Origin of the sequence: Amycolatopsis sp. NPDC049691 (assembly GCF_040675005.1) — a bacterium.
Classification (GTDB): Bacteria; Actinomycetota; Actinomycetes; order Mycobacteriales; family Pseudonocardiaceae; genus Amycolatopsis.
The window spans coordinates 172096-189955 of sequence record NZ_JBFANX010000018.1 but is presented as its reverse complement, the minus strand read 5'-3'; the positions used below and the strand labels follow the sequence as shown (position 1 = coordinate 189955).

Annotated in this window: 14 protein-coding genes; 10 read left to right on the top strand and 4 right to left on the bottom strand. The window is 74.2% G+C overall.

Features of this window, described 5'->3' with window-relative positions; genetic code table 11:
* Nucleotides 1–5: 5 nt before the first annotated feature.
* Nucleotides 6–1721: a cobalamin-dependent protein gene (locus AB0J40_RS34480; RefSeq protein ID WP_364461648.1), complete on the top strand. Its 1716-nt coding sequence runs from the start codon at nt 6–8 to the stop codon at nt 1719–1721.
* A 114-nt stretch (nt 1722–1835) separates the two neighbouring features.
* Nucleotides 1836–2786 carry a helix-turn-helix domain-containing protein gene (locus AB0J40_RS34475; RefSeq protein ID WP_364461645.1) on the top strand — a complete coding sequence of 317 codons (951 nt, stop codon included), beginning with the start codon at nt 1836–1838 and terminating at the stop codon, nt 2784–2786.
* 142 nt (nt 2787–2928) lie between these two features.
* Here AB0J40_RS34475 and AB0J40_RS34470 read toward each other — a convergent pair whose 3' ends face one another.
* The 4 genes from AB0J40_RS34470 to AB0J40_RS34455 form a co-directional block, all read right to left on the bottom strand.
* Nucleotides 2929–3669 carry a D-Ala-D-Ala carboxypeptidase family metallohydrolase gene (locus AB0J40_RS34470; RefSeq protein WP_364461642.1) on the bottom strand — a complete coding sequence of 247 codons (741 nt, stop codon included), beginning with the start codon at nt 3667–3669 and terminating at the stop codon, nt 2929–2931.
* Nucleotides 3670–3692: 23 nt separating this feature from the next.
* Entirely contained in the window at nt 3693–5018 is a 1326-nt protein-coding gene (locus tag AB0J40_RS34465; RefSeq protein ID WP_364461639.1) for a GH25 family lysozyme, read from the bottom strand.
* A 175-nt stretch (nt 5019–5193) separates the two neighbouring features.
* Nucleotides 5194–8649: a TM0106 family RecB-like putative nuclease gene (locus AB0J40_RS34460; protein WP_364461636.1), complete on the bottom strand. Its 3456-nt coding sequence runs from the start codon at nt 8647–8649 to the stop codon at nt 5194–5196.
* 138 nt (nt 8650–8787) lie between these two features.
* Entirely contained in the window at nt 8788–9420 is a 633-nt protein-coding gene (locus tag AB0J40_RS34455) for a GntR family transcriptional regulator (protein WP_364461724.1), read from the bottom strand.
* 89 nt (nt 9421–9509) lie between these two features.
* Between AB0J40_RS34455 and AB0J40_RS34450 the strand changes: the two genes are divergently transcribed.
* The 8 genes from AB0J40_RS34450 (at nt 9510) to AB0J40_RS34415 (ending at nt 17859) form a co-directional block, all read left to right on the top strand.
* Nucleotides 9510–10043, top strand: a complete 534-nt coding sequence (locus AB0J40_RS34450) for a YbhB/YbcL family Raf kinase inhibitor-like protein (protein WP_364461633.1) — start codon at nt 9510–9512, stop codon at nt 10041–10043.
* 332 nt (nt 10044–10375) lie between these two features.
* The gene (locus tag AB0J40_RS34445) at nt 10376–11209 is read left to right on the top strand and encodes a hypothetical protein (protein ID WP_364461630.1); all 834 of its coding nucleotides are present in this window, start codon (nt 10376–10378) and stop codon (nt 11207–11209) included.
* Nucleotides 11206–12171, top strand: a complete 966-nt coding sequence (locus tag AB0J40_RS34440) for a polysaccharide deacetylase family protein (RefSeq protein ID WP_364461628.1) — start codon at nt 11206–11208, stop codon at nt 12169–12171. Before AB0J40_RS34445 ends, AB0J40_RS34440 begins: the two co-directional genes overlap by 4 nt.
* Nucleotides 12168–13379, top strand: coding sequence for an O-antigen ligase family protein (locus tag AB0J40_RS34435; RefSeq protein ID WP_364461625.1), 1212 nt, complete (start codon nt 12168–12170; stop codon nt 13377–13379). Before AB0J40_RS34440 ends, AB0J40_RS34435 begins: the two co-directional genes overlap by 4 nt.
* Nucleotides 13354–14400, top strand: coding sequence for a glycosyltransferase (locus tag AB0J40_RS34430; protein ID WP_364461622.1), 1047 nt, complete (start codon nt 13354–13356; stop codon nt 14398–14400). Before AB0J40_RS34435 ends, AB0J40_RS34430 begins: the two co-directional genes overlap by 26 nt.
* Nucleotides 14397–15251 carry a hypothetical protein gene (locus AB0J40_RS34425; protein ID WP_364461619.1) on the top strand — a complete coding sequence of 285 codons (855 nt, stop codon included), beginning with the start codon at nt 14397–14399 and terminating at the stop codon, nt 15249–15251. Before AB0J40_RS34430 ends, AB0J40_RS34425 begins: the two co-directional genes overlap by 4 nt.
* Nucleotides 15248–16468 (top strand): glycosyltransferase family 87 protein, encoded by a 1221-nt coding sequence (locus tag AB0J40_RS34420; RefSeq protein WP_364461617.1) that lies wholly within the window; start codon nt 15248–15250, stop codon nt 16466–16468. The genes AB0J40_RS34425 and AB0J40_RS34420 overlap by 4 nt, the downstream gene beginning before the upstream one ends.
* Nucleotides 16465–17859, top strand: a complete 1395-nt coding sequence (locus tag AB0J40_RS34415; protein ID WP_364461614.1) for an oligosaccharide flippase family protein — start codon at nt 16465–16467, stop codon at nt 17857–17859. Before AB0J40_RS34420 ends, AB0J40_RS34415 begins: the two co-directional genes overlap by 4 nt.
* Nucleotide 17860: the final 1 nt, after the last annotated feature.

Below are 17860 nucleotides of genomic sequence, written 5' to 3'. Positions count from 1 at the left end.
CCCCCTTGAAGCTCACCGCGGACATGTTCCTGCTGCACGCGCCCAGCGTCTACGACTTCCGGGACCGCGACGACATGCTGTTCGCCTACCTGAGCGACAGCGACAGCGTCAACGTCACGTCCGTCTACGAGATGTACCCCATCGGCTGGTTTTCGATCAAGCAGCGGCTGGCCGACCACGACCTCGACTGCCGGATAGTCAACATCGCCTCGCTGATGCTGCGGTACCCGGACCTCGACGTCGAGCGGCTCATCGGGCGGCTGGAAGCGCCGGTCATCGGGTTCGACCTGCACTGGATGACCCAGTGCCACGGCGCGATCGAGCTGGCCGCGGTGGTGAAGCGGATCCACCCGGAGGCGCTGATCGTCTTCGGGGGCATCTCGGCGACCTACTTCGCGCGGGAGCTCGTCGAGTACCCGCAGGTCGACGTCGTCGTCCAGGGCTATGACACCCTCGAGCCGGTCACGCGGCTGGTCGAGGCCGTCGTCCGCGGCGACCGGGACTTCGCGTCGATCCCCAACCTCCTCTACAAGGAACGCGACCGGGTCGCCGCCACGGGGTTCAGCCACAAACCCGCCACGGACTACAACAACGTCCGGAACGACTGGTCGTACTACCAGTCGACGCCGGTGACCCCGTTGTCCAGCAAGCTGATCATGACGCTGCCGAACACGGGGTGCGCCCACGACTGCGGCTGGTGCGGCGGCTCCCGCTTCGCCTACCGCAACATCATGGAGGTCGACAAGACCCTGGTGCGCAAGGACCACGACCTCATCGTCGAAGAGCTCAAGACGATGGGCGAGGCGGCCAAGTACACCTCCATCTACGCCCTCCAGTGCTATTCGGAAGGCAAGACGAGGATGCACAGCTACCTCGACGCCGTCCGCGAGGTCGGGTACCAGAGCGTGTCCTTCGAGCAGTTCACCCTGACGCCCGCGGACACGCTGGCGAAGATGGGCGCGTCGACGGACTCGTACATCATGCTCTCGCCGGAATCGCACGACCCGAAGATCAGCAAGGCGGCCGGCCGCGGCACCTACACGATGGCCGAGATGGAGGACTGGATCCCCCGCGCGCTGGACGCCGGCATCAAGGGCGTGATGATCTGGTTCTTCATCGGCATGCCCTACCAGGACGCCCGGTCCGTGCGCGACACGGTCGCCTACTCGGAGCGCCTGATCCGCAGGTTCGCCGGGACGGCGGGGTCGGCCGTGCTGCCGCTGATCTGTCCCATGGTGCCGTTCCTGGACCCCGGCTGCCGGTTCTTCGAGCAGCCGGAAAAGCACGGTTACCGCATCCACCACCGCACCCTGGAACAGCACCGGCGGGCGATGGTCGAACCGCTCTGGTACCGCCGGCTGAACTACGAGACCGAATGGCTGAGCCGTCGGGACATCCAGGACGTTTCGTACGAGGCGATCGAGCGGCTGGTGACGATCAAGGGCGAGCACGGCGTGTTGTCCCGGGTGTTCTGCGAAGCGGTGCTGAAGACCATCGACCAGACCAAGCGGCTGCTGGCGGAGATGGACCACGCCTTTTCGCTGGACGGCCGGTTCCCACCGGAACTGCGCGCGGAAATGCGCGCTTACAACCGGAAGATCCTCGCCTATTCCAGCGACCAGATCCTGCCGATCCCCCGCCCGTTCGGCGGCCGGTGGTTCGACGACGTCACGGTGCCGGCGGAACTGATCCGCGAACTGTCCGTCCCCGCCCGGTCGTGACCGGCGGCCCGGTGCGCCGAGTGGAGCAATCCGCCAGTTTCCGCCCGGCAACCGGCGGGACGGTGTTAACTTCCGTCCGTCATCCGCTGGCCCGAGCGAGGTGTTCCCGTCACCGTGACAGTGCACACGGACAAGTTCGCCGCCTACCTGCGCATGTTGAAGGACCGCAGCGGCCAGGGCTACGAACGGCTCGGCAGGCTGGCCGGCGCCAGCGGCTCCAGCCTGCACCGGTACTGCTCCGGCAAGAGCGTCCCCGCCGACTACCGCGTCGTCCATTCGTTCGCCAAGGTCTGCGGCGCGTCCGCCGACGAACTGCGTGAGCTGCACCAGCTCTGGGCCCTCGCCGACGCCGGCCGAGTCGAGGAGGTGCCGGTGGAACCCGCGGCGGACCGGTCGCCGCGGCCACGCCGGCGCTGGTACGTCCCGGTGGCCATCGCGGCCGTCGTCCTGCTGGCGGGCGGGCTGTTCTGGTTCACCGCCGACGGGTCCGGGTCGCCGCCCGGCCGGTACGCCGACCGGGTGCTGTTCTCCGCCGCCTGCCGGCCGCCGGTGAGCATGGGCCAGCACGACGAGTGCGTCACCGAGGTGCAGAACCTGCTGGTCTCGGCCCAGGGCAGGCTGTCGGTCGACGGCTCGTTCGGCCCGGAGACGCTGCGCCGGGTCACCGCGTTCCAGGTGCTGGCCGGCCTGCCCGCCCGCGGCGTGGTCGACGACGCCACCAAGACCGCGCTCTACGACCACCGGACCAGCCTGGCGGGCTGGTCGCCCGCCATGGTGGAACAGCGGATCCGGGCCGTGTTCACCGAGGCGCCGGACACCGCCGTCGCGATCGCCCGCTGCGCCTCGTTCCTCGACCCGCTGTGGGTGCTGCCGAACACCAACGGCAGCCGGAACTGGGGGATCTTCCAGATTTCCGACGCCCGCCTGCTGGACCTGGGCGGGACGCCGCGCCAGGCCTTCGACCCGGCCTGGAACATCGACGCGGCACACCGCCTGTGGAGCGCGCGCCGGGACTTCCACGACTGGCCGTCCTGCTCGGCGGCCCTGCAACCGCCGCCGCACTGAGCACCGGAAAGGGCGAAGCCCGCGCCCTCCGCGAGGGGCGGCCCCCTGGGAGCGGGCCCGGACGGCGCGGGCTTCGCGGCACGCTGACGCCGGAAACCCCCGGCACAGCGGGGTTTCCGGCGTCAGACCCCCAGCCGCCGGATCAGACCGTGCCGTTCTCCCACCACCACGAGCGGCCGAGGTCGGCTCGGCTGTCGACGTGCTGGTGGTCGGTGTTGTAGGTCTCCAGGCCGGAGAACCCGCAGGTCTCGGCCTTCTGGTAGACGGTCTTGTTCGACACGCCCGGCACGTTCAGGTCGGCGGCGGTGCCGTACAGGTGCATGCTGTCGCTGGCGCCGCCGATCTCGGCGTTGTGCGCGATGCTGCGGAACCCGGAGTTCACCGTGATCGGCGTGTTCCCGAGCTTCTTGCGCAGCGCCTCCAGCTTGTACATGCAGCGCCGGGCGTTCTCCTTGGCGGTGGCCGCGCTGACCTTGCCGCCGTTGAACGTGCCGCTTTCGCGGTCGGTGAACTCGCTGAAGTTGAAGTGCGCGGTGGACCCGTCGCTCTGCTCCAGCGCGTTGAGCGCGGCCTGCGTGGCCGGGCCGACCTGGGCGTCCGCGCCGAGGCCGTAGGCGGTCTGGAATCTGCGGACCGCCGCCGCCGTGCCGGGGCCGAATTCGCCGTCGATCGAGACCCGGGTCTGGCTGGCCCGGTCGGCCGCCCACCCGGCGACGCGGATCTGGAGTTCGGTGACGTCGGCGCCCGTGTTGCCCTGCACGAGGGTGCGCGACCACGGGTACGCCTGGGCGGTGCCGGTCAGCAGCAGCGGGCTGACCGCCGCGGTCGCGCCGAGCACCACCGCGCCGCGGAGCACCGTGCGGCGGCTGAGGGGGAGGGTCATTCTCGTCCTTTCCTAGCGGGGATTCAGCGGTTGGCGAGCTGGTCGAGGTCGGCCTGCGTGCCGTTGAAGACGTCGCCGGTGGCCGGCGCGGGGATGCCGTCGGGGACGGCGGCGTCGGTGTACTGCCACATCAGCCAGGTCTTCGACCCGGTGGGCAGCGCCGGCTGCGTGACGGACTGCCGGTAGTCCGCGAGCTGCATCGGGTAGGCGGACAGCGCCGTGGTGCCGCCCAGGCACGCGTCCAGGAACGACTTCTGGGTGTAGATGATCGGGGTCCGGCCGAACGCCGTCTGGACCTTGTCCAGCCACGCCTTGGCGTCGGCGACGGTGACGTAGGGCGGACAGCCGCCGGAGCCGTCGTCCTTCCACTCCAGGTCGAACACGGGCGGCAGGTCGCCGGCGCGCTTGCCGGTGTACCCGGTGGCCTTGACGGCGGCGATGAACCGGTCCGCCTGCGCGCCGCCGGTACCGGCCGCCGTGCCCGTGTAGAAGTGGTACGGCCCCACCGCCAGGCCCGCGTTGCGGGCGGCGGGCAGGTCCGTGGCGAGGTAGTCGTCGGTGACGTTGAGGCCGCGGGTCGCCTTGACGGTCGCGAACTCGACGCCGGACGCCTTCACCGCGCCCCAGTCGATCGGCGCGCCGCCGGGGTGCTGGTACTTCGCGGTGTCGACGCCGTCGATCGGGTGCCCGGCGGGCTTCGGCGGCACGCAGTAGGTGTTGCGGCTCGACCAGTCGCTGACCTTCGCCCACGTGGTGGGCCCGGCGACGCCGTCGGCACTGGCGTTGACGCAGTGCTGGAACTGGATCACCCGGGTGCGGGTGCCGTCCCCGAACTGCCCGTCGATCGTCAGCGGCGGGTAGTGGCCCGGCTCCATCGCGAGGTTCAGCCGGCACTGGAGTTCCTTGACGTCGGTGCCGGTGGAACCGCTCTGCAGGGTCGGGCGAGCGGTGGAGTGGCCGCACACGACGCTCTGCGCGGTGCCGGCGGTGCCCTGCGTGGCACACTTGCGCGGCCGCGCGGCCCACGAGTTCAGCGCGGCCCAGGTGTTGGGCCCGATCCGGCCGTCGACGCTCAGGGCGGCGCACTTCTGGAACACGCGCACGCGGGCGTCGGTCGCGGGCCCGAAGGAGCCGTCCGCGCCGATGGGCGAGTACCGGCCGGCCTTGGTGGCGAGGTTGAGTTCGCACTGGGCTTCGGCGACGGCGGCGCCGGTGGCCCCTTGGGCCAGGGTGGGCTGGGAGCTGGTGTGCCCGCACACGGCAACGGGTTCGGCGGCGGGTTCGGCCGCGGTCGCGGCGGCGGCGGGGAGCACCAGCAGCGCCGCGACGGCCAGAGCGAGTCTTTGCATGGCGAGGAGGCTGGCAGCAGTTCACCCCGCCGGTCGCCGGTCACCGGCGAGAACGGGACGGTGGGACAGTCCCACCCCGGCGGACCAGCGGGAACGGCCACCCCGTGGGACGCCGCTGGGACGCCGGGGTGCCGGGCTGCCCGGCGGTTTCCGCGGTATGTCCGGATCTCGCGAATCAGCAACCGGGCGGTTGAGGGCTTCCCGACCGAGTACCTCCGGCGGTTCCGCCCTCGCCGGCCAGCGGCCGAGCTGTGGCCGTGACCGGCGGCCAGGGCCGGGCTTCGCCCAGCAAGCCGATCATGCCCGCCACCAGCCGCATCTGCTCCACCGTGCGGATGTCCGCCTCCACCAGCTTGGCCGAGCACACCAGCACCGCCAGCACCTGCGCCCGCGACAACGCGACGTTCAACCGGTTGCGGGACAACAGGAAGTCCAGCCCGCGGGGCAGGTCGACCGCCGAGGACGACGTCATCGTCGTGATCACCACCGGGGCCTCCTGGCCCTGGAAGCGATCCACCGTGCCGACCCGCACACCCGGGAACCCGGCGTCCGCCAGCGCTCGCGTCACCGTGCGCGCCTGCAGGTTGTACGGGGCCACCACGACGATGTCCGTGTCGGCCAGCGGCCGGCCGGCGCCGTGGTCCGTCCACACGCGACCGGTCAGCGAAGCCACGATGTCGACCACCGCCGCGGCTTCCTCCACCGAACGGGTCGTGTTGCCGTGGTGGTCGACCTCGGCCACGTACAGTCCGGCCGGGACGTCCGCGAGGGCGCGCTCGGCCGCCGACGGGTGGGCGCGCAGGCGGCCGGCGTACGACAGCTTCGACACCGGCTCGCACACCGCCGGGTGCATGCGGCGCGTCTCGTCGAGGAAGTAGCCCAGCTCCGCCGGCATGATGTCGGCCTCGCCGATCAGGTGGCCCAGCGCCGACGCCTCCGCGCCCGCCGGGTGCGTCCCCTGCACCACCTGCGGGAGCTGCTGCGGGTCGCCCAGCAGCAGCAGGTTCTTCGCGCACATCGACACCGCCAGCGCGTCGGCCAGTGCGAACTGGCCCGCCTCGTCGATGATCAGCAGGTCGAACGGCTCTTCGCGGATCGCGGCGTTGGCGAACGTCCACGCCGTGCCGCCGACCAGGTGCCCGGTGCCGTGCTCCTCCCGCCACTTCACCAGCGCGGGGTTGCTCTTCGGCTGCTCCCACGGCGCGGCCGGGTCCGGCGTCCGCTTCGCGCGCTTGGCGCACGGCAGCTCCGGCGCGCTCTTCTTCGCCGCGCTCAGCACGTTCTCCACGGCCTTGTGGCTGGTCGAGGTGACGGCGACGGTCCGCCCGGCCCGCACGAGCCGCGCGATCAGCTTCCCGGCCAGATACGTCTTGCCCGCTCCGGGCGGCCCCTGGACCGCGAGCGTCGAGCCGTCGAGGGCTTCGACCGCCTCGATCACGGTGGCGACCAGATCCGCGCCGGGCTCGGGCAAAGCTCCGCCACGCAGCCGCGGCGGGGTCCGCCGGAGCAGGTCGACGCCGGGGTGCCGCGGCAGCGCCGGGAGGGCGTCGACGACCAGCTGCGCGAGGTCGGCGACCGCCTCGTCCTTGGGCGAGGGCCGCACCGGGCTGCCCGGCAGCACCGCGGACGGCCGGTCGGCGGTGGTGGCGTCCGGCGGGCAGCTCTCCTCCAGCGTCAGCTCCACCGCCGACGCGGCCGCGACCTTGGCGTCGCGGGTGATCCCGGCGTAGCGCAGCCGCACCTCGTCGCCGGGTGCGAACGGGTGCGGCCGGTCCGGGTCGCACGCCACGACCAGGGTCCGCTTCGCGGTGCGGACGCGCCCGGCGGGCGGGACCCACTCCCCCGCTTCCAGGGACACCGGGACGGTGCACGAGGTGTCGACTTCGAGGTCGCCGAGCGGGGCGGCGAGCTGGCGGAAGTACTCCCACCACGCGGGGTTCGTCTCACGGCGGTGGTAGCCGACGGCGGCCGCCAGCAGCGCCCGGGCCCGCTCGTCGCCGGTGAACTCGCCCGGGTCGTCCGGCAGCCCGTCGAGCAGCGGGTCGACCAGCGCGGCCAGCCGCGCGGCGCGTTCGGCCCGGCGCTCGGCGGCGACGTCCTCCTCGGCCTGGCGCAGCAAGGCGTCCTCGGGCGACTCCTCCGCCGCGGCCGCGAGCTCGATGCCGGACTCGGCCCGAACCTGGTGCAGGAACTCGAACAACCGCAGCGCCGAGACGCAGTCCTCTTCGCTGTCCCCGGCGATGCCGCGCAGGATCTCCTCCGCGCGGCCCGGCTCGGCGGACCGGGCGAGCAGCAGGTACTCCTCGTAGGCCTCGACGTCCGACAGCGCGGTCTTCACGTCGCCCTCGCGCGTCCCGGGCCGGTAGAGCGGCTCGAGGTGCCGGATCGAGTACGACCGCTGCGAGACCCGCAGCGCCTTGCGGACCACGGTGTGCAGGTCCACCAGCGCGCCGCCGCGCAGCAGCTGGTCGACGGTCTCCTCGCGGGTCCCGTGCACGGCGGCGAGCCGCTTGATCGCGGTCACCTCGTACGGCCCGTAGTGGTAGACGTGCGAGCCGGGGTGCTCGGCGACCCGCGCGGCGGCGAAGTCCACGAACTCCTCGAAGGCGCGCTTCTCCTGGGCGCGGCTATGCGCCCAGAACGGCGTGAACCGCTGCTCGCCGCCCGGGGTGAGCGCACCGAAGAGGAATTCCAGCCCTTCGCCGGCCAGCGCGTGCGGGTCGCCCGCGAGATCGGCGAAGACGTCGCCCGGTGCGGGTACCGGCAGCGCGGCCAGGGCGTCGGGGTCGACGACCTCGTAGCTGACCGCACCGGTGGCGTCCTGCCGCACCTGGAGCGCGGCCTGCGCGCGCAGGGCGGTGAACGCCGTCGCGGACAGGTCCCGCGGCCGGTCGGCCGGCGTCGCGGCCGCCAGCGCGTCGATCGACCCCAGCCCGGCGGCGGCCAGCTTGCGGCGCTGGTCACCGCGCATCCCGGCCACGAGCAGCAGGTCACGGTCGGCTTCGCGGGCCGACGCGCAGTGGCGGGCGTACCCGCAGCCCGCGCAGGCCGGGCGTTCGTCGGCCCACAACGGCGTCGGCAACTCCGGCGCGCGGCCGCGCAACCGGGTTCGCAGGCGGTCCACCAGGGGCCGGAAGTCGTCGACCCGGAGCGTCCGCGTGCCGCCGTCGCCCAGGCGCAGGTGCACGTGCGGACCGGTCGGCCACCCGGCCCGGCGCAACGCGTCGGCGAACGCGACCAGCCGGACCACCGCGGCGGGCTTCGCCTGCCGGGCCGGTTCGGCGTCGTAGACCTCGTAGCGGCCTTCGCCGTCCTGGATCAGGAAGTCCGCCACGCCGGAGAAGTCCTCGTCGTGGAGGACGGCCCGGTGGATCACCGCCGCGCCCGACCACAAGGCCGCCGCGGTGGTCTCGGCGGCGGCGACGCGGTCGGTGGTGTCGATCTCGAAGACGTCGTGGCCTTCCCCGCGCAGGCGGGCGAGCATCGCGTGGGCGGCGGCACGCCCGCGCCGGCCGGCGGCGGGGTCGGCGACGGGCCGCGGCGCACCCGGCAGGCCCGCGGCCGACGCCTGGTTCAGGACGCTGCGGTGTTCGCATTCGAGCAGGTCGGCGAGATCGGCTGGGGTGAGCATCGCCCGGCAGTCTGACACGGCCGTACCCCTGGTCGGAGCAGCCGGGGCCGGACACGCCAGAACGAGGACCGCTCGGCCGCCGGGCGCGAGACCTGGTTCCGGCCGGCGGGAAACACCGCGGCGAACCGGGTTCCCGCCTCAGCCCTCGAGGGCGGCCGCGGTCAGGGTGAGGTGCCGGACGAGCCGCTCCGCCGCGGTGTCGGCGTCGCGGTTCAGGGCCGCCTCCTCCAGGCCGCGGTGCTCGGCGACGGCGTCCCGCCCGGGCGTGCGCCGCGAGGACCACCGGCGGGCCAGCTCGCTCGCGGCCCACATCCGGTCGAAGGTGTCGAGTAGGACGGCGTTGCCGCACCCCTCCAGCAGGGTGCGGTGGAAGGCGCGGTGCGCTTCGGACCACGCGGCGCTGTAGTACTCGCCTTCGCCGGGCGCGTACGGCTCCGTGCGGGCCAGGCGGTGGTGCGCGGCGCGGACGCGGGCTTCCCAGTCGACGTCGCCGCGTTCGACGGAAAGGCGCAGCACGACGGGCTCGACGGTCCGGCGCGCCTCGGTGATCTCCTGCCAGCGCCGGTCGGAGAACGCCGGAACGGCGAAGCCGCGGTTGGGCAGCCGGTCGGCCAGGCCTTCGCCGACCACCCGCACGAGCGCCTCGCGCACGACGGCCAGGCTCACGCCCTGCTCCCGGGCGAGGTCCTGGGGCTTGAGCGCCTCGCCCGGGGCGTAGTCCCCGCGCATGATCGCGTCCCGCAGGTGGGCGTAGACCTGCTCCGACAGCATCTGGGCCATGACCGGCAGTGTAGATGTTGCGGAAGATAATCGATTATCTGTACGATCATCGATGAAGGCTCGACCGGAAGGAACCACAGATGACCCGCAACGACCCGTTCGCCCGCCTCCCCGAAGCAGCCGCTTTCACCCTCACCAGCACCTCGGTCGCCGACGGCGGCGCCTGGTCGCTCGAGCAGTGGTCTTCGGGAGTCCCGGGCGGCAAGGACCTCTCCCCGCAGCTGTCCTGGAGCGGCGCGCCGGACGGCACCAGGAGCTACGCCGTCACCGTCTACGACCCCGACGCCCCCACCGGCTCCGGGTTCTGGCACTGGGCGGTCGCCGACATCCCGGGCACGGTCACCGAAGTCCCCGAGGGCGCCGGCGACGACACCGGCGCCGGCCTCCCCGAGGGCGCGTTCCAGCTGCCCAACGACGCGCGCGTGGCCCGCTACCTCGGCGCGGCGCCGCCCGCCGGGCACGGACCGCACCGCTACTTCGTCGTGGTGCACGCGCTGGACGTCGGCTCGATCGGCGTCCCGGCCGACGCCACGCCGGCGGTGCTCGGCTTCACGATGGCGGGCCACACCCTCGGCCGCGCGGTCTTGACCGCCACCGCCGAAACCCCCGCGTGAACCGCGATCGGCCGTGTCCAGCCGGACCTCCGATCGGGTGACACGCGCGAACGGCCGACCGCCATTCCCCTAACCCGAAAAGGTGCACCTGCCGGACCGCGAATGCGCGTTTTCCGGAGGCGGAACCCGTTTCCCCGCGCCGGTTTCCCGGAATTCCGTCACGCACCGTGCCATCGCGACGGAATTCTTCGAACGCATCACGCTCCCGGGTAACTCCGAAAGCCGATCACACGCCATTCCGTCACCCACTCGGCAATTCAGTCCTCCGAACGGGAAACGCCGGTGCTTTTCCTAAGCTTCGCGTTGCTCCCGACCGAAGGACTCAGTGCGCGATGGATTACGCAGTGCTCGCCGCGTCGGCGGTGCTCTACGCGGTGGGCATCGTCGCGCAGAGCGTCGCCGCCCGGAGGGCGGGCGACCGGCGCGGGGCCGGGCTGGGACTGCTGGCCCGGCTGACCGCCGACCCGCTGTACCTGCTCGGTTTCGCCGGTCAGGCCGGCGGTTTCGCGCTCGCGTTCGCCGCCCGTGCGTCGCTGCCGCTGTACCTCGTCCAGACGGCTTCGTCGTCGGCGATCGGCCTGGCCACGGTGTTCGGCGTGGTCGTGCTGGGCTGGGAGATCCGCGCGGGGGAAGCACTGACGCTCCTGCTGCTGGCCGCGGGGCTCGTCGTCCTCGCCGGCTCGTCGTCGGCCTCCGTCGCCGCGGACCTCCCGGCGGCGGGCGTGGCCACGCTCGCCGCCGTGGTGGCCGGGATCGGGCTCGCCATGGTCTTCGCGGGCTGGGCGGCCACGTTCCGGCCCGCCGCGGTGCTGTCCGGCGTCGCGTTCGCCGTCGTGGCGGTCGCCAGCCGCGCGCTGGCCCACCTCGACCTTTCCGCGCTGCCGGGCCACCCGCTGACCTGGCTGATGCTGGTCGCCGCGGTGCTCGGGCAGGCGTCGATGGCGGTGGCCCTCCAGCGCGGCCGGGCGCCCCTCGTCGTGGCGACGGCGGACGCCACCACGATCGTGCTCGCTTCGGTCTCCGGCCTCACCGTCCTCGGCGACCGCGTCGCCGACGGGCACGGGCCGTGGATCGCCGCGGGCCTCGCCGTGGTCGTGACCGGCGTGCTGCTGCTCGGCGCGCGGTCCCGGACCGCCGCCACCGCCGTCGTCCGGGAGGCCGCGTGACCACGCGGCCCCTCGCCAGCGTGTCGATCGACCTCGACAACCTCTGGGCCTACCTCAAGACCCACGGCGACCCCGCCTGGCGGGACCACCCGAGTTACCTCGGTACCGCGGTCCCCCGGCTGCTCGACGTCCTGGGGGGGCAGCGGCTCACGTTCTTCGTGGTCGGCGCGGACGCGGTCCGCGAAGACGGCGCCAAGGCGGTCGCCGCGATCGCCGCCGCGGGGCACGAGGTGGCGAACCACTCCTTCGGCCACGAACCCTGGCTGCACCGGTACTCCCGCGACCGGCTCGAAGACGAGCTGAGCCGGACCGAGGAGGCGATCGTCGCCGCCGGCGTGCCCCGGCCCACCGGGTTCCGCGGCCCCGGCTACAGCGTCACGCGGGACCTGGTCGAGCTGCTCGCCGAACGCGGTTACGCCTACGACGCCAGCACGCTGCCCACCTGGATCGGCCCGCTGGCCCGCGCCTACCACAACCGGACCGTGCGTGCGGGCGCCGGCGGCGAGGGCCTCGGCGAGCTCTTCGGCGGCTTCTCGCGCGTGCTGGCGCCGGTGCACGCCTACCGCTGGCGGACGTGCGGGAGCAGCGCGCTGGTGGAGCTGCCGGTGACGACGATGCCGCTGCTGCGCACGCCCATCCACGGCTCGTACCTGCTGCAGCTGCACGAGGTGTCGCCGCGGCTGGCCCGCGCGTACTTCCGGACGGCGCTGCGGCTCTGCCTAGCCCGCGGGGTCGCGCCCTCCCTCCTGCTCCACCCCACGGACGTCCTCGGCGGCACCGAGGCGCCCGGCATGGAGTTCTTCCCCGGCATGGCGACCCCGGGGCCGCGGAAGGTGGCCTGGCTCGGCTGGGTGCTCGCCGCGCTGCGCGAGCACTTCGACGTCGTCGGCACCGGCGAGTACGTCCGGCGGTCCGAGGTGCGGCGTACCCGCCCGGTCACGCGGCTGGACGCCGGCAGATGACCACGTTCGCCGGCACCCGGGCACCGGTGCTGCTGCCGGTGCTCGCCTGCGCGACCGTCGCGCTGGCCCCGGTCGAGGGCTACCTGACGGCCGTGCAGCCCCAGCTCGGCAAGCTCGCCCCGGCCTTGCTGACGGCGGTCTGGCTCGCGGTGCGCGCCCGGCAGCGGAGGTTCCCCCGGCCGGCACCGCTGCACGCCGTGCTCGCGCTGCTCGCCGTGGTGCTGGCCGCGACGGCGGCGTGGCACTCCGCGGGCCCGTTCACCGCCGAGTACACCGTGCGCTGGCTGCCGTTCCTGGTGGTCACCGCCGTGCTCGCGGACGTCGCGGGCCGGGAGGTGCCGCTCCGGTGGCTGCTGCTGGCCGCGGCCGCGGGGGCCACCGTCGCCGGTGCCGGTGCGCTGGTCAGCCTGGTCGCCGACGGGCAGGCCCGGGCGAGCGGACCCCAGCCGGATCCCAACGACCTGGCGTACTTCCTCGTCGCGGCCGTTCCCCTGCTCGTGGCCGTCCGCACCCGGACCTTCGCGACGGCGACCGCGGGCGTGATCCTGGTGGCGGGCGCCGCGGCGACGTTCTCGCGCGGCGGCGCGCTCGGTCTGGCCGCCGCGGCCGGCTGGCTGCTCGCCCGCCGGGTGCTGCCGTGGCGGCTGGTCGCCGCGACGGCCGCCGCGGTCGTCGCGCTGGGCCTGGGGACGCTCCTGGTCGCCGGTCCGCACCTGGCCCGCGCGGCGCAGGAGAAGAGCTTCATCGCCGCGTCCAATGTGGACACCCGGGAGCTGCGCTGGCAGGCGGCGGCCCGGATGGTGACCGCGCACCCGGTGCTCGGCGTCGGTCCGGGCGGCTTCCGCGAGCACTACGCCGCCGAGTCGCACAACGCCGAGGTCGACGAGCAGACCCCGGTGGCGCACAACATGTACCTCGAAGTCGCCGCCGAACTCGGCCTGCCCGGGTTCGCGCTGTTCGCCGGGGTCATCGGCGTCGCCGCGGTGGCGAGCGAGCGCACCGTCCGGCGGGCGGGCCCGGGCCCGCGGCGGACGGAAGCCGTCGCGATCCAGGCGGCCCTGCTCGCGGTGCTGGTCACCTCGACGTTCCTGTCCGAGCAGTACTACCTGCCGCTGTGGTCGATGGCCGCGTTCGCCGTCGCGGCCGAACTCCGGCTTCGCCGGGAAGGAAGGGGGAGCACCGATGCGGGTGCTGCACGTCATCAGTGAGCTGGGCGCCGGCGGGGCCGAGACGCTCGTGGCCGGGATGGTGGCCCACGGCGGGGACTACGGCTGGGAGTCCGCGGTCGCCGGTGGCGGCGGCTTTCGCGCCCGCGAACTCGCGGCGGCGGGCACGCCGGTATTCGGTGTCCCGCTCGCGCGCCGCAGCAAGACGGGCGTGCTGAAGGCGGCGTGGGCGGTCCGCCGCGCGGTGACGCGGTTCCGGCCCGACGTCGTGCTCGCGCACAACGTCGGCGCGAGCCTGGTCGCCCGGCTCGCCACCCGGCGGCCGGTGGTGACCGTCTTCCACGGCGTCGCCGACGAGGACGTCCCGGCCGCCGCCCGGATCCTGCGGCGCACGTCCCGTCACGTCGTCGCGGTGTCTCCGGCGACGGCCGGCCAGCTGACCGGCGCCGGTCTTCCCGATCCCGTGGTGATCCGCAACGCCGTGTTCGCGCGGCCGCCGGTGTTCGGCCGCGCCGAGGTGCGCGCGTCGCTCGGCGTCCCGGCGCGGACGCCGGTCGCGCTCTGCCTCGCCCGTCTCGAACCGCAGAAGCGCCACGACGTCCTCCTCGACGCCTGGGCGGCGGTCGACGGCGACGCGGTGCTGTGGCTGGCCGGCGACGGCAGCCTGCGCGGCGAGCTCGCCGGCCGGGCCGAAGCGCTGGGGCGCCGGGTCGAGTTCCTCGGCACCCGCACCGACGTCGCCGACCTGCTCGCGGCCGCCGACGTCACCGTCCTCACCAGCGACTGGGAAGGCCTGCCGCTGGCGGTGCTGGAGTCCTTGGCGGCCGGTCGCCCGGTGGTCGCGACGGACGTGGGCGGGGTCGGCGAAGTCCTGGCGGACGGCGGCGGGCTGGTGGTGCCGCCGGGCGATCCGGCCGCGACGGCCGCCGCACTGACCACGTTGCTCTTCGACGCAGCCGCGCGCGAATCCGCGGCCGCCGCGGGCCTGCGCACCATCCGGCGGGAGTACGACCCGCACCCGTTGATGAAGTCCTACGACGAACTGCTCCGAGGTGTCCGGTGAAGGATTTCGTGCCCCGCACGGCCGCGCTGAGCGTGGCCGTCGCCCTGCTGGCCGGGGCGCTCGTGCTCGTCATCGGGCTGGCGCGCGGCGAGGAGTACCAGGGCCGCGTGAGCCTGCTGGCCACCCCGGCGGCCGACGCCGCGCAGTACGGCGAAGTCGTCTCGCTGACCTTGCCCGCCTTGGTCGAGCTGGCCCGCAGCCCGTCGGTGCTGAAGGCGGCGGCCCCGGTGTCGGGCTACTCCCCCGACGAACTCGGCGGGCACGTGTCCGTCGAGCTGGTCCCGGCGTCCGGGCTCGCGCGCCTGTCGGTGCGGGCGGCCACGGCGGAGCGGGCCGGCGCCGCGGCCACCGCGCTGGGCAAGGCGATGATCGACGCGGACCTGCTGGCCCCGGCCGGGAAGCTGCGGACGCTGGACCCGCGGCCCGAGGTCGTCGCGGTGGCGCCGGACACGCCGCTGGTGCTCGGGCTGGCGCTGGTCGGCGCGGTCGCGGCCGGGCTCGCGACCGCGGCGCTCCGCAGGCTGGCCCCGGGCGGCGGCCCGCGTCCCGTGCGCCGGGCGCTGGCCGCGGCGGGGATCCACCGCCCGGTCGCCGTCCTGCGCGCGGACGACCCCGCGGTCGCCGACCGGCTGGCCGTGCTCGGCGACGCGGGCGGCCGTCCCGTCCGGGTGCTGCCCGTGCGCCCCGAACTCGCCGAGACCGCGGCGAAACTGGCGGCCGGCCTGCCGGAGGGCGAAAACGACGGCGTGTCCGTGGTGGCCGTGACCGCCGGCCGCCGCCAGGAAGAGCTGACCGCCGCCGTGAGCGTGCTGCCCGCGGACGCCGTGCTCGTGGCGGTGGTCCTGGCATGACCCCGCGGCAGCGCACGGTGTTCGTCGTCGCGGTGCTCGCCGGCGGGGTGAGCGCTTGGCACGCGCTCACGCCCTCGTGGGAGGTCCCGCTGCCGACGTGGGGCAACCGGCCCGAAGAACGGCTCCAGGACTTCCGCGATGCCCTGTACTTCCCGATCCGCGAGTTCCTCGGCGGCGGCAACCCCTACGACCCGGCCGCGATGTTCGCGCACTGGCCGGTGCGCCAGGACTTCAACCTCTACCAGCCCTACCACCTGCTGCTGCACGCGCCGTTCGCGCTCCTGGGCTACCGGGCCGGCGCGATCGCGTTCTCGGTGTGCTCGCTGCTGCTGCTCGTCGCGCTCGCGGCGCTGGCGGCCCACGCGGTCCGGCGGTTCGCGCCCTTCGCGGTCACCACGGCCGTGGTCGCGGCGCTGCTGGTGACCAGCCAGGTCGGTAAGGCCCAGCTCTACGTCGGCCAGGTCAACCCGCTGATCGCGCTCGGCGCGGCGGGCGCTCTGCTGGCCCGGCGCGACCGGCCGGGGTGGGCCGCGGTCGCGCTGGCGATCGCGTGGCTGAAGCCGCAGTACGGGTTTCCGTTGGCCGTCCTGCTGTTCGCCCGCGGTTCGCGGCGGGTGGCGCTCACCGGCACCGCCATCGCGGCCGCCGCGAGCCTGCCGGTCGTGCTGCTGCTCGTGGTGCGCGGCGGCGGGGTCGGACCGTTCCTCGACGTCGTCGCCGCGAACCTCGCCCACGCCCGCGCCACCGACTACGGCGCGGTGGATTCCCCCACCGCGCAACGGATCGACGTCGCCGCGGTGCTGTTCCGCGTCACCGGCTGGGCCCCCGCCGGCATCGAGCTGGTGGTGCTGGCCGTGGTGCTGGCGACGAGCATCCGGCTGGTCCGGCGGCTCGACCGGGAGGGCGAGTCGCCGGTCGCCGACCTGCTGACGTGCCTGGCCGTCGTGGTCTGCGTGGTGCACCAGCCCGGCGACGTCCTGCTCGCCGTACCCGCGCTGGTCGCGCTCTGTTGGCAACGCGAGAAACTCGTGGTGGCCGCGGCGCTCGCGCTGGCCGTGCCCTTCGCCCATCTGTACACAGTGGACTCCGCGGTGGTCTCGGCGTTCGGGCCGCGGGCGGCGGTCACCGTGGACGGTGTGGCGGTCGTCGTCGCGTGGTGCCTGCTGGTCTTCCGGTCCACGCGGACGCGGGCCGCCCGGCCGGTGGTGGCCGGATGACGCTCGGGACCCGCGCGGTCCGGGGATCGCTGTGGCTCGGCGCGGTCAACCTCGTCAGCAAGAGCGGCCAGATGCTGGTCACGCTGGTGCTGGCCGCCGTGCTGACCGAGGGCCAGCTCGGCGCCGTGGCCCTGGCCGTGGCGCTGGTCAACCTCGGCCAGGTGGTGCAGTCGATCGGCGTCTACGACGTCATCGGCCGCACCGCGCGGGACCCGCGCCGGATGGCCGGCACGGTGCTGACGCTGAGCGTCGGCGCCGGGCTGTTCCTGACCGTCGGGCTGGTGGCCGCCGCCGGCCCGCTCACCGCCCTGCTCGGCACCCCGGACGCCGCCGGCCTCGTCCGGCTGGCCGCGCTCGGCCTGCCGTTCTCGGCCGCGGGTGGCGTCCAGCTGGGCCTGATGCACCGGGAACTCGACTTCCGCCGCCGGCTGCTGCCCGACGGCGGCGGCGCGGTGCTCGGCGCCGCGCTGACGGTCGTGCTCGCCGTCTGCGGCACCGGTCCGGTCTCCCTGGTGCTCGGCCTGCTGGCCACGGCCGTAGCGCAGCCGGTGCTGGGCGTGCTGGTACGCGGCGGGGTGCGCCCGTGCTGGGACGCGGGCGCGGCCCGGGAAGCCCTGCGCTGGGTGGCGGTGGTGGGCCCGGCAGCGGTCGTGGGCGCGTTGCTGGTCAACCTCGACTACCTGGCGGTGGGCCACGCCCTCGGGCCGGCCGCGGTGGGCGTCTACTCGCTGGCCTACCGGCTGGCCTGGGTGCCCTACATCATGGTGGCGGTGGTGCTCGGCGCCGTCGCGTTCCCGGTGTTCACGCGCTTGCGGCGCGAAGGCCGGCCGCTGACCCCGGCCGTCGTCCGGTTCACCCGGGCGGTGCTCGTGGTCACCGGCGGGCTGTACGCGGGGCTCGCCGTCCTCGCCGACCGCGTCGTGCTGCTGGGCGACCGGTGGGCCGCCGCGACCGGCCCGCTCGTGCTGCTGTCCGGTTACGGCGTGGGTATCTGTCTTCTGCAGATCTGGTACCAGGCGGTGAAGGCGACCGGGCACGTCCGGCGGTACCTGGCGCTCGAGACGGCGCACCTCGTGCTGCTGGCGGCCGGGCTCGCGCTGTGCACCCGCGCCGGGATCGAAGCCGTCGCCGCCGTCCAGCTCGCCGCAGCGTGGCTGGTGGTGCCGATCGCCTGGCGCGTGCTGGCCGGGGCCGGGGTACGGCTGCCACTGGCCGGGATGGGCGTGCGCGTCCTGCTCGCCTGCGTCGCCGCGGCTCTCCCCGCGCTCGTGCTTCCCTACGCGGCCTCCTGGCCGGGTGCCGTCACGCAAGCCGTCGTCTTCGTCGCCGGCTATGTCGGCGCGACGCTTCTCTTGCAGCGCACCGCCATCGCGGAACTGCGCCTCCGGTGAG